Below are 13,187 nucleotides of genomic sequence, written 5' to 3' on the forward strand. Positions count from 1 at the left end.
AAATTGATAATTTTGTACCTTTGATAAAAAGCTGGATAAAATGAATTTAGAAGCTCGAAAAATAGAATTTGTACAAGAATTTTTAAAACTTCAAAGCGAAGAAGCGGTTTCACGCCTCGAAAAAATTTTGAGAAAAGAAAAAAACGCTTCAAACGAGCGAATATTTGCACCTATGACCCAAGAGGAACTGAATAAAAGAATTGACAAATCGGAATCTGATTTCCGAAACAATCGATTTAAAAGCAGCTCTGAACTTTTAGCAAAATATGAATAATGACATTGAAAATTATTTGGTCTGAATTCGCTGAAACTCAACTTGACGAAATCTACGAATATTATAAAAAAGAAGCCGGTATAAGAATTGCAAAAAAACTTGTGAAAGGAATTATCAATGAGCCAAAAAAGTTAATAAAAACACCCTTCATTGGACAAGAAGAAGAATTGCTAAAACAAAGAGAAATTCATTATCGATATTTAGTATTCAAAAATTATAAATTGATTTATTCTGTGGACAAAGAAAACGGATTTATAAAAATAGCTGACGTTTTTGATACACGACAAAATCCACCAAAAATAAAACGGACAAAATAAAAGCCAGTTGCCAACACCGTATATAATTTATTGCTTGATTCTCGCCTACTTACGAAAATCCTTATGGATTTTATATTCCGTCATTATTTGCTAAATTAGGTGCTTAAACCACGCAACAAACCATATACAAGCACGTTGTAAATAATAACAACAAAAAATCTCATTACAGAAAACTGAATGTAGAACTCTTTTTGTATTTTTGTATAAAACAGAATATTATGCACACTATACAATTAAAAATAAACGATAAAGTTTATGACAAATTCATATGGTTATTGAGTAAATTCAATAAAGAGGAAATTGAGATTGTAAGTGAGACTTCTGACTTTGCTTCTACTCAAAAATATTTACAACAAGAATTAAATGAAATTGAGAGTGGAAAAGCTAACTTTATATCTCAGCAAGATTTTGAAAATAGATTAAACGGAATAGTTTAAATGTTTATATGAAAATTATTTACAAGGACACTTTTGTTCAAAGACTTGAAAAACAATTAAAATATATTGCCAAAAACAATCCTAAATCAGCAAGAAAACTAAAATCAGAATTGATAAAGAGGATTAAAACAATACCTGAGAACCCTTATCTATACCGAAAATCAATATACTTTGAAAATGAATCTGTTAGGGATTTAATATATAAGGGATATACAATCGTTTTTAGAATTAATGAAAATCAAATTGAGATATTTGGATTTACTCGATATCAGGAAGAACCAACTGACTAAAAAACTACTATTTACAACATTGGCTATAATTAATACGGGTTTAGGTGCTTAATCTAAAGTTTAGTATATTTTTATAATGTCCGCCAAATCTTTTGATTTCGCTTTAGAACAAAAAGATAAAACAAAATAAAAAGTTTTGGCTAAGTGTTTATTCGGTAATTTATTTCTTTTTTATTCCCGTACTAATCATAGCCGAGACCGTTGGCAAACATTAGAGAGCAACCTTTCGGGAAAAATCACATCTAATTAAAAAAAATATTAAATATGAAAAAAATAAATTTAATTCTAATACTATTTACTTTAATTTTTCAAAGTTGTAATAATGATGATTGTGGAGAATGCTTTACACCTCCTCAAAGTTTTCAATTTGAAATTGTTGATAAAACTAGTGGAGAAAACTTATTTACTAACGGAACTTATGATTCTGGAAATATAGAAATAACTGACAACTTGAATGATAATGAACCGATAGAATTTACATTTATTTCAGAAAATAATATTAATCTGATTCAAATTGGTTCAATTGGTTGGGAAACCGAAATTGTGAATCTGAAAATTGATATTTCTGATAATCACATCTTTGATTTTTATGTTGATGCTGAAAGAAAAATGGGAGAATGTTGTAGTTATACAGAATATAACGAAATAACAATTGGAGAATCTGAATTTGAATTGGACTCTGAAAATGGAATTTATAAAATACTTGTGGAATAAAAAACGATTTGCCAACACCGTATAAAAAAAATTGCTAGTTTTAGCTAAACCAAAGTTAGTTGCTCGTTTGCTTGCTTCTGATTTTCCTTCGGAAAATCCTCGCACACAAACACGCAACTTTCCTTATACAAAACCGTTGGCAACAATCTAAAAATCAACATCAAATTGAACTAATCTAGAAATATTTAATATGAAAACAATCAAAAAAATTCTACTTTTTCTGATAACTATCTTTCTTTTTTCGTCTGCAACTTTTGCACAAGAAAAAGATAATGACAAGCCTATTTTTATTTTAGTACATGGTACGTTTCAATGGGGAGGACAATGGAATTTACTGAAATCTGACCTTGTTTCGAAAGGTTATGTCGTGTATAATCCAACTCTAACTGGACTTGGCGAAAAGAATCACTTATTATCAAAAGAGACTGGTATATCTACTCATATAAATGATATTGTAAATTTCATTGAATGGAATAATTTAGAAAATATTATTTTGGTAGGTCATTCCTATGGTGGACCTGTAATTTCGGGAGTTGTTGATAAGGTAGGAAATAAAATAAAACATCAAGTATATGTTGATTGTGCTCCTGCAGACAATGGAGAAAATACAATGGATGTTTTTGGGCCTGATGTTGCTCGTATCTCATTGGAATCAGCAAAAGAAAATGGAGATGGTTGGCTTATAACAGCTGATGCATTGAGAGAACCCATTCCTACAATGTCTAAACATCCCTTAAAATCATATTTGGAGCGCGTAGAAATTGTTAATGACATTAAAACGGACGGAACTATAGTACTTGCCACTGAAGCTATGTCAATATTTGGATATATGAGAACAACAAGTGCTCCAATAAAAGCAAAGGCAAGAAATTGGAAAGTATATACAATTGAGGGTCCACATACTTTACAAGAACAAGATCCTTCAATGTCTGAAATTTCAAAAATTCTTGTTGACATTTATAATTCTATATCAAATTAAATTTCAGAATTTTGGTTAGTACCTGAAAATAAAAAAAACTATTGCCAACAACGTGTATAGTCAATTGCTAGCTCTGTGTTTACTTGGAAATTCCTTCGGAATTTCCTCTGGCTCGTTCTATTTTATTAATTTAGTTCTAGCCAACGCAACTAACCATACACAACAACGTTGGCAAACATGCTCACTCAGTTCTAAAAAAAGTGGTTTAATAAGCAAAATCTAAAGCTCACTCCTACTCGATTCTAACTCAAAAATCATCTAATAACAATTACAGTTTATAAATTTTGCGGCAAAGCAAAACGTAGCCAATCGGAATTTCTTACTCTTGCGATTTCGGACCATAGCAAGACGCAATCTGGACGGCGGACTGATAAACTGGATGGAAAAGCAGAGCGGAAAAACTCGGATTAATTTACTCAGCCGATTTCGGACAAAATCAATACGCTAGCATTACGACGGATTTAAAAATATTACGGCAAAGCGAAACGCAAAAATTAGTTGATAAGTAATGGATATAGTAAAATCTTTAAAAACATACGTGTGCCAACAATATGTATAATTAATTGCTTTGGTCTGTGATTACTTGGAAAATTCCTTCGGAATTTTCTTGCTCTCGGTTTTGTTTGTTAAATTAGTCCCGAAATACGCAGCTAAATTATACATGTAGCCGTTGTAAAACATTGACCAAAAATTGAAAGTATACAGTAAATGTCCTAAATGTAATCACGAAAACGTGTTTCGAACTAATACAGCAACACGTGTGGAATTTGCTATGAAACACGGGAAATTCAATAAAATCAAATGTTCAAACTGCAATCAGGAGAACTCACTTCACGCAAATAGGTTTTATGCAAAAGAATCCAAAATGATTGCGATAATTTCGGGTATTATTTTTTTAATTGGTACAGTTGTCGGAATTTATTTTGTATTTAAAATGATTTCCGAGATGAAAACAGTTATGGGAATTTTTACTGTTGCTTGTGGATTATTATTTCCAGTCTGGATTTTTAGTAATTTAAATAAAGAAGATAGTATACGTATAAGAACCTTTAACCAAACTTATGTTTCTGAATAAAAATAAATTATTATTTACCTTAAATTATCAGAATTCTAACTGTTAGTTTGAGTGCCAATACAGAAGATGTATTAACTGTTATTTTTTCAAGAATTAGAGAATTGAGCAATGAACAATTAAATAATTCTGGTGCTTCTAAATTGAATTTTATAACAGAAAAAAAAGAAGCTAAAAAAATATCAAAAATGGACATAAAAATGGAAAAGTAAATATAAACTGAGATAAAAAACGTTTTACAACAAGGTGTATAATTAATGGCTAGGTCGAGCTTGCTTACGAAAATCCTGCGGATTTTCTATTCGGTTTTTATTTGCTAACTTTCGTGCTTAATAACGCCACTAATTATACACGAGACCGTTGTAAAACATACGAATGAACAAACTGCTAACATTAAACATTCTGATTTTATTACTTGTTTCTTGCGTTAATAAAGAAAAAAGTGAATCGGAATTTTATGCAGAAAATAAAACTTCATTTTTCGATTTACGAAACTCTGATTGGACAAAAAACACGTGGATTAGAAAACCCGAAAATTTAAAAACAATTCACGAATCATTTAAAAAGTTCGGTTACGATAAACTAGAAAATCTGATTTTTAAAAGTAACAATGAATTCTTAATACAAGATATTTGCATTAAGCGAAATTTTGAGAATTTAATGGACAGTTTGCAACTGACTTACAACAAACCTGAAAAACAAACCAAATATTACGCTGAATTTTGGAATCGCAGAAAAGCGGAGAATAATGACTCAATAGTTTATGAAATAATCCGAGAATTTAACTCTGTGAAATCGGACAAAAAACGACTGAATTATGATAATGAGTTTGTAAATGACACATTAGTTGACCTTTTAAAAATTGAGTTTAACAACAAAAATCTGACTTCGGAAAAAGCAAAATCGGATTTTGATATTTTAAAAAAATACGGACTTCATCAATCAGCTTATAACCTACTCTATGAGAGACCAGAATATTTTGATACAGATTTAGACCGAAAAAAAATGGAGAAAGAATTGACTAAAACAAAAGAATTTAAAGAAGCGTGGTTAATTGACAATGCGAAATAAGCACGTTTTACAACACCGTATATAGCTCATAGCTAGTCAGTTGCTTAATCGAAGTTAAGGTATATTTGCAAGTCCGCCAAATTTTTTAATTTGGCTTATTGAAAAAAAAGGTAATAAGAAAATTAAAAAATTCGGCTCGTGCTTAACCGAAAAATTATCGCTAATTTGCACGCTACGAGCCATATACAAAACCGTTAGCCCACATGCTCACTCGGTTCTAAAAAAGTGGTTTAATCACAAAATATCTGCTACTGCTACTCCTACTCCTACTCCAATTCAATTCGCTAAAAACGGAATTTCTTACTCTTGCGGTTTCGGACACATAACTTTACGCAAGCAGTACGGCGGACTGATAAACTGTGTGGAAAAGCAAAACGCAACAAATCGGATTTTATCACTGCTGCGATTTCGGACACATAACTTTGCGCAATCTGGACGGCGGATTGATAAACTGTGCGGCAAACCAAAACGGAATAAATTGGATTTTCTAACTGTTGCGGTTTCGGATTCTTAACAGTTCGCAAGCAGCACAACGGATTAATAAATACGGCAAATCAGTTCGTGAAAAATTTGTTGTTTAAATTGGCTAATACAGATTCTACAAAAACAAACGTGGGCTAACACAGTGTATAATTAATGGCTAGGTCGAGCTTGCTTACGAAAATCCTGCGGATTTTCTGTTCGGTTTTTATTTGTTAACTTCCGTGCTTAATCACGCCACTAATTATACACGAGACCGTTACCACACATTGAAAAATGAGCAAATACATAATAATCATATTATCAATTTTCATAATTAGTTGTTCAAATAAGCAGTCTAATAACAAAGAATTAATCACTGAAAAAATAGATACGTTGAAATATTCCTATAATGGATTTAATAACGGTTTTGATCTTTTACTATTCAGTAACAAGAAGTTTGAATTTATAGACTATGTATATGGTTGTACTGGTGGAGGACAAAATAAAAAAGTGTTTGGAGAGTATAAAATTGACAGTACTAAATTAACATTAATTCCCAAAAATATTAAATTATTAATTACCCCTTTTGACTCTTTTGAATTTGAAGGTAACACAAAAAAAATTGAAACTAAATATGGTCCAGATTCATTAAAAATTAAAACTAAATACAATTTAATAAATTGGGGTAGACACAAATATTTATTATCAGAAGAATTAGCTTTAGTCGGTGAAGAGCATATTAATGATTTTCATAGATTTTCAGAAAACTATAATTCAGGATATGAACCGAGAAATAGTGGTAAATATTTAAAAATGGTATCTGAAAAAGTAGATACAACTGGAAGTGAATTAAATTTAAACAATTTACCTCAAAAATGGAAAAAACTATTTCTTTCTAAGCCTATTATTAGTCTGATAAACAAAATAACTACGACAACTTCCAAAAGAGACAATGAATTAAAAATCTGGAAAGTAGAAATTAATAGAGGAATTAAAGACAATGTTCGAAAAGGAATGGAATTTACTGATGAATCTGGTAATTTTTCATTAAAAATTGATTCCGTTGGACAAAAAAATAGTTTTGGATTAGCTTACGTCTATGATTTTGAAAAAAATATTAGCATAAAAAAAGGAAGTGAGTTAAGAACAAAATGGAAATAAAAAACGTGTGGTAACAATGTATAAAAAACATAGGGCATTTGTGCTAAACCGAAAGTTCTGTGCATATTAACAAAGTCCGCTAAATATAAAATTTGGCGTTTATAGTAGAAAAGATAAAAGCAAAATATTTATATTTAGCTAAGTAATAAACCGAAACGAAAGTGCTTATCTCCTGCCCTACGTTTCTTATACTAGACCGTTGGCAAACATTTGGAATAAAATTTGTTGGATATTATTTAACATACAGGTTTAAAATAAAATATTATATTTGTATTCATAACAATATGGAAAAAGAAACTCTTAATATCGACTTCAGAAAAAAGATATTTAAAGCCCAATTAAATGGAATTGGATTTAAAGAAGGAGATTCTCATATAATTTATCTTCCAAGTCTTCAAATATCTTCTTACGGAGACACAGTAAAAGAAGCTAATGAAATGATGAAAATTTCTCTGAAAGAGTTTTCTGAAAATTTACTTGAATTGAATGAACTTAAAGTTAATTCAATATTAAAACAGTTAGGTTGGTCTAGAACTAAATTCTTTAATAAAAGATTAGTTCATTTGAGTGAGACAACATTTGAAGATATCAAAAAAGAATTTAATCTTCCAGATGATACTCAAGTTCAAAAAATTCCAATAGCTGTTTAAGAATGGGAGAATACAATAATCCTGTGCCAACTAAATGTTGGGAAGCTTATCTTACATTTTGCGGATGTGTTTTTGACAGACAACAAGGAACTCATCATCATTGGAAATGTCCCAATTGTTGGAGAACAGTAACTTTTTGGGGACACAAAAAAGATGTTCCGCGATTTCATATTGGTACTTGTTTGAAAACAATGGGTAAAACTAAGACTGAATTCAATAAATGGGCGAAACAGAATTGTTAGTAAAAAACGATTTGCCAACAATGTGTATAATTCATTGCTAGTTAGAGCCTACTTACGAAAGTCCTTGCGGACTTTCTATCTGTGTATTATTTGCTAACTTTAGTGCTTAAACACGCAACGAAATCATACACTCGACCGTTGGCAACAATCTAAAAATCAACATCAAATTGAACTAATCTAGAAATATTTAATATGAAAACAATCAAAAAAATTCTACTTTTTCTGATAACTATCTTTCTTTTTTCGTCTGCAACTTTTGCACAAGAAAAAGATAATGACAAGCCTATTTTTATTTTAGTACATGGTACGTTTCAATGGGGAGGACAATGGAATTTACTGAAATCTGACCTTGTTTCGAAAGGTTATGTCGTGTATAATCCAACTCTAACTGGACTTGGCGAAAAGAATCACTTATTATCAAAAGAGACTGGTATATCTACTCATATAAATGATATTGTAAATTTCATTGAATGGAATAATTTAGAAAATATTATTTTGGTAGGTCATTCCTATGGTGGACCTGTAATTTCGGGAGTTGTTGATAAGGTAGGAAATAAAATAAAACATCAAGTATATGTTGATTGTGCTCCTGCAGACAATGGAGAAAATACAATGGATGTTTTTGGGCCTGATGTTGCTCGTATCTCATTGGAATCAGCAAAAGAAAATGGAGATGGTTGGCTTATAACAGCTGATGCATTGAGAGAACCCATTCCTACAATGTCTAAACATCCCTTAAAATCATATTTGGAGCGCGTAGAAATTGTTAATGACATTAAAACGGACGGAACTATAGTACTTGCCACTGAAGCTATGTCAATATTTGGATATATGAGAACAACAAGTGCTCCAATAAAAGCAAAGGCAAGAAATTGGAAAGTATATACAATTGAGGGTCCACATACTTTACAAGAACAAGATCCTTCAATGTCTGAAATTTCAAAAATTCTTGTTGACATTTATAATTCTATATCAAATTAAATTTCAGAATTTTGGTTAGTACCTGAAAATAAAAAAAACTATTGCCAACAACGTGTATAGTCAATTGCTAGCTCTGTGTTTACTTGGAAATTCCTTCGGAATTTCCTCTGGCTCGTTCTATTTTATTAATTTAGTTCTAGCCAACGCAACTAACCATACACAACAACGTTACCACACATTGAAAAATGAGCAAATACATAATAATCATATTATCAATTTTCATAATTAGTTGTTCAAATAAGCAGTCTAATAACAAAGAATTAATCACTGAAAAAATAGATACGTTGAAATATTCCTATAATGGATTTAATAACGGTTTTGATCTTTTACTATTCAGTAACAAGAAGTTTGAATTTATAGACTATGTATATGGTTGTACTGGTGGAGGACAAAATAAAAAAGTGTTTGGAGAGTATAAAATTGACAGTACTAAATTAACATTAATTCCCAAAAATATTAAATTATTAATTACCCCTTTTGACTCTTTTGAATTTGAAGGTAACACAAAAAAAATTGAAACTAAATATGGTCCAGATTCATTAAAAATTAAAACTAAATACAATTTAATAAATTGGGGTAGACACAAATATTTATTATCAGAAGAATTAGCTTTAGTCGGTGAAGAGCATATTAATGATTTTCATAGATTTTCAGAAAACTATAATTCAGGATATGAACCGAGAAATAGTGGTAAATATTTAAAAATGGTATCTGAAAAAGTAGATACAACTGGAAGTGAATTAAATTTAAACAATTTACCTCAAAAATGGAAAAAACTATTTCTTTCTAAGCCTATTATTAGTCTGATAAACAAAATAACTACGACAACTTCCAAAAGAGACAATGAATTAAAAATCTGGAAAGTAGAAATTAATAGAGGAATTAAAGACAATGTTCGAAAAGGAATGGAATTTACTGATGAATCTGGTAATTTTTCATTAAAAATTGATTCCGTTGGACAAAAAAATAGTTTTGGATTAGCTTACGTCTATGATTTTGAAAAAAATATTAGCATAAAAAAAGGAAGTGAGTTAAGAACAAAATGGAAATAAAAAACGTGTGGTAACAATGTATAAAAAACATAGGGCATTTGTGCTAAACCGAAAGTTCTGTGCATATTAACAAAGTCCGCTAAATATAAAATTTGGCGTTTATAGTAGAAAAGATAAAAGCAAAATATTTATATTTAGCTAAGTAATAAACCGAAACGAAAGTGCTTATCTCCTGCCCTACGTTTCTTATACTAGACCGTTGTAAAACATTGACCAAAAATTGAAAGTATACAGTAAATGTCCTAAATGTAATCACGAAAACGTGTTTCGAACTAATACAGCAACACGTGTGGAATTTGCTATGAAACACGGGAAATTCAATAAAATCAAATGTTCAAACTGCAATCAGGAGAACTCACTTCACGCAAATAGGTTTTATGCAAAAGAATCCAAAATGATTGCGATAATTTCGGGTATTATTTTTTTAATTGGTACAGTTGTCGGAATTTATTTTGTATTTAAAATGATTTCCGAGATGAAAACAGTTATGGGAATTTTTACTGTTGCTTGTGGATTATTATTTCCAGTCTGGATTTTTAGTAATTTAAATAAAGAAGATAGTATACGTATAAGAACCTTTAACCAAACTTATGTTTCTGAATAAAAATAAATTATTATTTACCTTAAATTATCAGAATTCTAACTGTTAGTTTGAGTGCCAATACAGAAGATGTATTAACTGTTATTTTTTCAAGAATTAGAGAATTGAGCAATGAACAATTAAATAATTCTGGTGCTTCTAAATTGAATTTTATAACAGAAAAAAAAGAAGCTAAAAAAATATCAAAAATGGACATAAAAATGGAAAAGTAAATATAAACTGAGATAAAAAACGTTTTACAACAAGGTGTATAATTAATGGCTAGGTCGAGCTTGCTTACGAAAATCCTGCGGATTTTCTATTCGGTTTTTATTTGCTAACTTTCGTGCTTAATAACGCCACTAATTATACACGAGACCGTTGTATGCCATGCAAAAATGAGCCACCACACAAATAGCACATTTGGTATTTGCCGACACACAGGCAAACCCTGAAAACCAAAAGAGCTATTTTTTTGCCAACGCTCGAATGAATGATAACTACCATTAATAAAAGGAATAATATGAAATCAATTAAATACTTAATAGCCATTTTTAGTTTAGGGTTTCTGATGTCAGGATGTAATCAACCTAAAAAATCAGATAACTTGCAAAAACAAGAGGGCAGTATTTTGCCATTTCCAAAACCTGTTTCAAAAAGCCAGACTGGAAAAACATTAGCGGAAAGCAAATTAGCTCCTTGGCCAAAAAACAATCATTTAGCTGATGATGCACCTAATATCCTAATTGTTTTGATTGACGATGTTGGATTCGGAATTTCAGAAACTTTTGGTGGCGAAGTAGCCACGCCAAATCTTACCAAGTTGGCAGAAGAAGGTATCAAGTACAACCAATTTCATACCACTTCTATTTGTTCACCTACGAGAGCCTCTCTACTCACTGGACGCAACCATACCCGAGTGAGTTCTGGAACTATAGCCGAACGTGCCGTAAATTTTGATGGCTATACCGGAATTATCCCAAAAACATCAGCTACTATAGCCGAAGTTTTAAAGAATTACGGATATAACACCTCTGCCTTTGGTAAATGGCATAATTCGCCCGCCAATCAAACCACCGCTATGGGACCAAAAGATTACTGGCCTAATGGTTATGGCTTTGAATATTTTTATGGTTTTCTAGCTGGAGAAACCTCTCAATATGAACCCAGATTATTTGAAAATTACAATTACGTTGAACCGCCACACGATCCAAAATATCATTTAACAGAAGATATGGCAGAGAAAGGATTGAAATGGTTAGGAGAGCATAAAGCATACTCACCAGATAAGCCTTTCTTTATGTATTGGGCTCCAGGGGCAGTTCATGGACCTCACCATGTTTTTAAAGAATGGTCAGAGAAATATAAAGACAAATTTGATGGCGGTTGGGATGAATATAGAGCACGAGTATTTGAACGCCAGTTGGCTATGGGAATAATTCCTGAAGGAACTAAATTAACAGAAAGAGATTCTACCATGGCAGCATGGGACGATATTCCTGAAGATGAGAAAGAATTCCAATTACGTTTAATGGAAATCTTTGCGGGGTTTGTAGAACATACTGATGCACAAGTAGGAAAGTTGATTAATGGAATGGATGAAATGGGGTATAAAGACAATACAATTGTCATTTATATTTTTGGAGATAATGGGTCAAGTGCTGAAGGTCAAAATGGTAGTATTAGTGAATTATTGGCTCAAAATCAAATACCAAACACCATTGAAGAACAAATTTCTGCTCTTGATAAAATTGGAGGGCTTGATGCTTTAGGAACAAACAAAGTTGAAAGTATGTACCATGCTGGTTGGGCATGGGCCGGAAGTACACCTTTTAAGAGTACAAAACTTGTCGCAGCACATTTTGGAGGAACACGTAACCCTATGGTTATTTCTTGGCCTAAGGGAATTACCCCAGATAAAACAATGCGAAGTCAATTTTTACATGTGAATGATATAGTTCCTACATTGTATGACATATTAAATATTCCGCATCCAAAGGTAGTTAATGGCTATCCTCAAGACCCTATTGATGGAAAAAGTTTTGCCGCTACATTTAAAGATGCTAATGCTAAAAATTTAAAACACACACAATTTTTTGATAATAATGGAAGTCGTGGTGTATATCATGATGGTTGGTTTGCAAGTACTTTTGGCCCATTATATCCTTGGGTTTCTGCTCAAAAAGGGTTGGCTGATTGGGATTCTAATAAAGATGTTTGGCAATTATATGACTTGAGCAAAGATTTTTCTCAAGCTAATGATGTATCAGCTCAATATCCTGAAAAGCTCGCTGAAATGAAGGCCCTATTTTTGGCCGAAGCCAAGAAAAACAAAGACTTTCCGATAGGTGCTGGAATTTGGTTAAGACTTCATCCGGAAGATGTTATTACTTCGCCATATACGGAGTGGACTTTTGACCAAAACACCACGAGAATGCCCGAGTTTGCAGCTCCAGGGTTAGGAAAAAAGAGCAATAAAGTAATCATAGACTTGGAAACAAAATCAAATCAAAACGGTGTACTGTATGCGCTTGGTGGTATTGGAGGCGGATTAACCTGCTATATGGAAGATGGTTACTTAAAGTATGAATACAACATGATGATTATACATCAATTCAAAATGGCAAGCAATGTGAAAATTTCTGAAGGAAAACATCAAATTGAAATAACAACAGTAATAAAAGACAATAAGCCCGGTGCACCAGCAACCGTAACCTTAGCTGTAGATGGGAAACAAGTGGCTGAGATGAAAACCTTGGGAACAGTTCCTGCAGCATTTTCAGCAAGTGAAACACTGGATGTAGGTATTGACTTAGGTTCTCCTGTTTCCTATGACTATTTTGAAAAGGCTCCTTTTAAATATGAAGGGAAAATAAATTCTGTAAATATTAAATTGCTGTAATCA

At 31.5% G+C, this 13,187-nt stretch carries 17 protein-coding genes; all 17 read left to right on the forward strand.

What is annotated here, in order from left to right:
• Positions 1-40: 40 nt before the first annotated feature.
• Positions 41-274, forward strand: coding sequence for a hypothetical protein (locus JJL45_RS11650; RefSeq protein ID WP_068605405.1), 234 nt, complete (start codon positions 41-43; stop codon positions 272-274).
• The gene (locus JJL45_RS11655; protein ID WP_082936015.1) at positions 274-591 is read left to right on the forward strand and encodes a type II toxin-antitoxin system RelE/ParE family toxin; all 318 of its coding nucleotides are present in this window, start codon (positions 274-276) and stop codon (positions 589-591) included. The genes JJL45_RS11650 and JJL45_RS11655 overlap by 1 nt, the downstream gene beginning before the upstream one ends.
• 218 nt (positions 592-809) lie before the next feature.
• Complete coding sequence (locus JJL45_RS11660; RefSeq protein WP_068605143.1) at positions 810-1,028, forward strand: tRNA pseudouridine synthase A; 219 nt, start codon at positions 810-812, stop codon at positions 1,026-1,028.
• An 8-nt stretch (positions 1,029-1,036) separates the two neighbouring features.
• Positions 1,037-1,318, forward strand: coding sequence for a type II toxin-antitoxin system RelE/ParE family toxin (locus tag JJL45_RS11665; RefSeq protein ID WP_068605138.1), 282 nt, complete (start codon positions 1,037-1,039; stop codon positions 1,316-1,318).
• A gap of 264 nt (positions 1,319-1,582) precedes the next feature.
• On the forward strand, positions 1,583-2,032 hold the full coding sequence (locus JJL45_RS11670; RefSeq protein ID WP_068605403.1) for a hypothetical protein: 450 nt from the start codon (positions 1,583-1,585) through the stop codon (positions 2,030-2,032).
• Positions 2,033-2,222: 190 nt separating this feature from the next.
• Entirely contained in the window at positions 2,223-3,011 is a 789-nt protein-coding gene (locus tag JJL45_RS11675) for an alpha/beta fold hydrolase (protein WP_068605392.1), read from the forward strand.
• Positions 3,012-3,876: 865 nt separating this feature from the next.
• Positions 3,877-4,086: a hypothetical protein gene (locus JJL45_RS11680; protein ID WP_202664140.1), complete on the forward strand. Its 210-nt coding sequence runs from the start codon at positions 3,877-3,879 to the stop codon at positions 4,084-4,086.
• A gap of 47 nt (positions 4,087-4,133) precedes the next feature.
• The gene (locus JJL45_RS11685) at positions 4,134-4,295 is read left to right on the forward strand and encodes a hypothetical protein (protein ID WP_202664141.1); all 162 of its coding nucleotides are present in this window, start codon (positions 4,134-4,136) and stop codon (positions 4,293-4,295) included.
• Between the two features lie 163 nt (positions 4,296-4,458).
• The gene (locus tag JJL45_RS11690; RefSeq protein ID WP_068605399.1) at positions 4,459-5,154 is read left to right on the forward strand and encodes a hypothetical protein; all 696 of its coding nucleotides are present in this window, start codon (positions 4,459-4,461) and stop codon (positions 5,152-5,154) included.
• A 756-nt stretch (positions 5,155-5,910) separates the two neighbouring features.
• Positions 5,911-6,777, forward strand: a complete 867-nt coding sequence (locus JJL45_RS11695) for a hypothetical protein (RefSeq protein ID WP_068605412.1) — start codon at positions 5,911-5,913, stop codon at positions 6,775-6,777.
• 284 nt (positions 6,778-7,061) lie between these two features.
• Positions 7,062-7,427 (forward strand): hypothetical protein, encoded by a 366-nt coding sequence (locus tag JJL45_RS11700; RefSeq protein WP_202664142.1) that lies wholly within the window; start codon positions 7,062-7,064, stop codon positions 7,425-7,427.
• 2 nt (positions 7,428-7,429) lie between these two features.
• The gene (locus JJL45_RS16320; protein ID WP_068605390.1) at positions 7,430-7,669 is read left to right on the forward strand and encodes a type II toxin-antitoxin system HicA family toxin; all 240 of its coding nucleotides are present in this window, start codon (positions 7,430-7,432) and stop codon (positions 7,667-7,669) included.
• 192 nt (positions 7,670-7,861) lie between these two features.
• Positions 7,862-8,650, forward strand: coding sequence for an alpha/beta fold hydrolase (locus JJL45_RS11705; protein WP_068605392.1), 789 nt, complete (start codon positions 7,862-7,864; stop codon positions 8,648-8,650).
• A 185-nt stretch (positions 8,651-8,835) separates the two neighbouring features.
• The gene (locus JJL45_RS11710; RefSeq protein ID WP_068605412.1) at positions 8,836-9,702 is read left to right on the forward strand and encodes a hypothetical protein; all 867 of its coding nucleotides are present in this window, start codon (positions 8,836-8,838) and stop codon (positions 9,700-9,702) included.
• A 394-nt stretch (positions 9,703-10,096) separates the two neighbouring features.
• A complete protein-coding gene (locus JJL45_RS11715; protein WP_202664140.1) occupies positions 10,097-10,306 on the forward strand; it encodes a hypothetical protein in 210 nt (69 codons plus the stop codon).
• Between the two features lie 47 nt (positions 10,307-10,353).
• Positions 10,354-10,515: a hypothetical protein gene (locus tag JJL45_RS11720; protein ID WP_202664141.1), complete on the forward strand. Its 162-nt coding sequence runs from the start codon at positions 10,354-10,356 to the stop codon at positions 10,513-10,515.
• A gap of 290 nt (positions 10,516-10,805) precedes the next feature.
• Positions 10,806-13,184 (forward strand): arylsulfatase, encoded by a 2,379-nt coding sequence (locus tag JJL45_RS11725; RefSeq protein WP_068605340.1) that lies wholly within the window; start codon positions 10,806-10,808, stop codon positions 13,182-13,184.
• Positions 13,185-13,187: the final 3 nt, after the last annotated feature.

Origin of the sequence: Tamlana sp. s12 (assembly GCF_016767215.1) — a bacterium.
Lineage (GTDB): Bacteria > Bacteroidota > Bacteroidia > Flavobacteriales > Flavobacteriaceae > Pseudotamlana > Pseudotamlana agarivorans.

Coding starts and splice junctions, on each gene's coding strand:
- JJL45_RS11710 (WP_068605412.1), top strand. CDS start 8,836: ATGAGCAAATACATAATAATCATATTATCAATTTTCATAATTAGTTGT.
- JJL45_RS11725 (WP_068605340.1), top strand. CDS start 10,806: ATGAAATCAATTAAATACTTAATAGCCATTTTTAGTTTAGGGTTTCTG.
- JJL45_RS11690 (WP_068605399.1), top strand. CDS start 4,459: ATGAACAAACTGCTAACATTAAACATTCTGATTTTATTACTTGTTTCT.
- JJL45_RS11670 (WP_068605403.1), top strand. CDS start 1,583: ATGAAAAAAATAAATTTAATTCTAATACTATTTACTTTAATTTTTCAA.
- JJL45_RS11700 (WP_202664142.1), top strand. CDS start 7,062: ATGGAAAAAGAAACTCTTAATATCGACTTCAGAAAAAAGATATTTAAA.
- JJL45_RS11675 (WP_068605392.1), top strand. CDS start 2,223: ATGAAAACAATCAAAAAAATTCTACTTTTTCTGATAACTATCTTTCTT.
- JJL45_RS11650 (WP_068605405.1), top strand. CDS start 41: ATGAATTTAGAAGCTCGAAAAATAGAATTTGTACAAGAATTTTTAAAA.
- JJL45_RS11665 (WP_068605138.1), top strand. CDS start 1,037: ATGAAAATTATTTACAAGGACACTTTTGTTCAAAGACTTGAAAAACAA.
- JJL45_RS11705 (WP_068605392.1), top strand. CDS start 7,862: ATGAAAACAATCAAAAAAATTCTACTTTTTCTGATAACTATCTTTCTT.
- JJL45_RS11715 (WP_202664140.1), top strand. CDS start 10,097: ATGATTGCGATAATTTCGGGTATTATTTTTTTAATTGGTACAGTTGTC.
- JJL45_RS11655 (WP_082936015.1), top strand. CDS start 274: ATGACATTGAAAATTATTTGGTCTGAATTCGCTGAAACTCAACTTGAC.
- JJL45_RS16320 (WP_068605390.1), top strand. CDS start 7,430: ATGGGAGAATACAATAATCCTGTGCCAACTAAATGTTGGGAAGCTTAT.
- JJL45_RS11680 (WP_202664140.1), top strand. CDS start 3,877: ATGATTGCGATAATTTCGGGTATTATTTTTTTAATTGGTACAGTTGTC.
- JJL45_RS11695 (WP_068605412.1), top strand. CDS start 5,911: ATGAGCAAATACATAATAATCATATTATCAATTTTCATAATTAGTTGT.
- JJL45_RS11660 (WP_068605143.1), top strand. CDS start 810: ATGCACACTATACAATTAAAAATAAACGATAAAGTTTATGACAAATTC.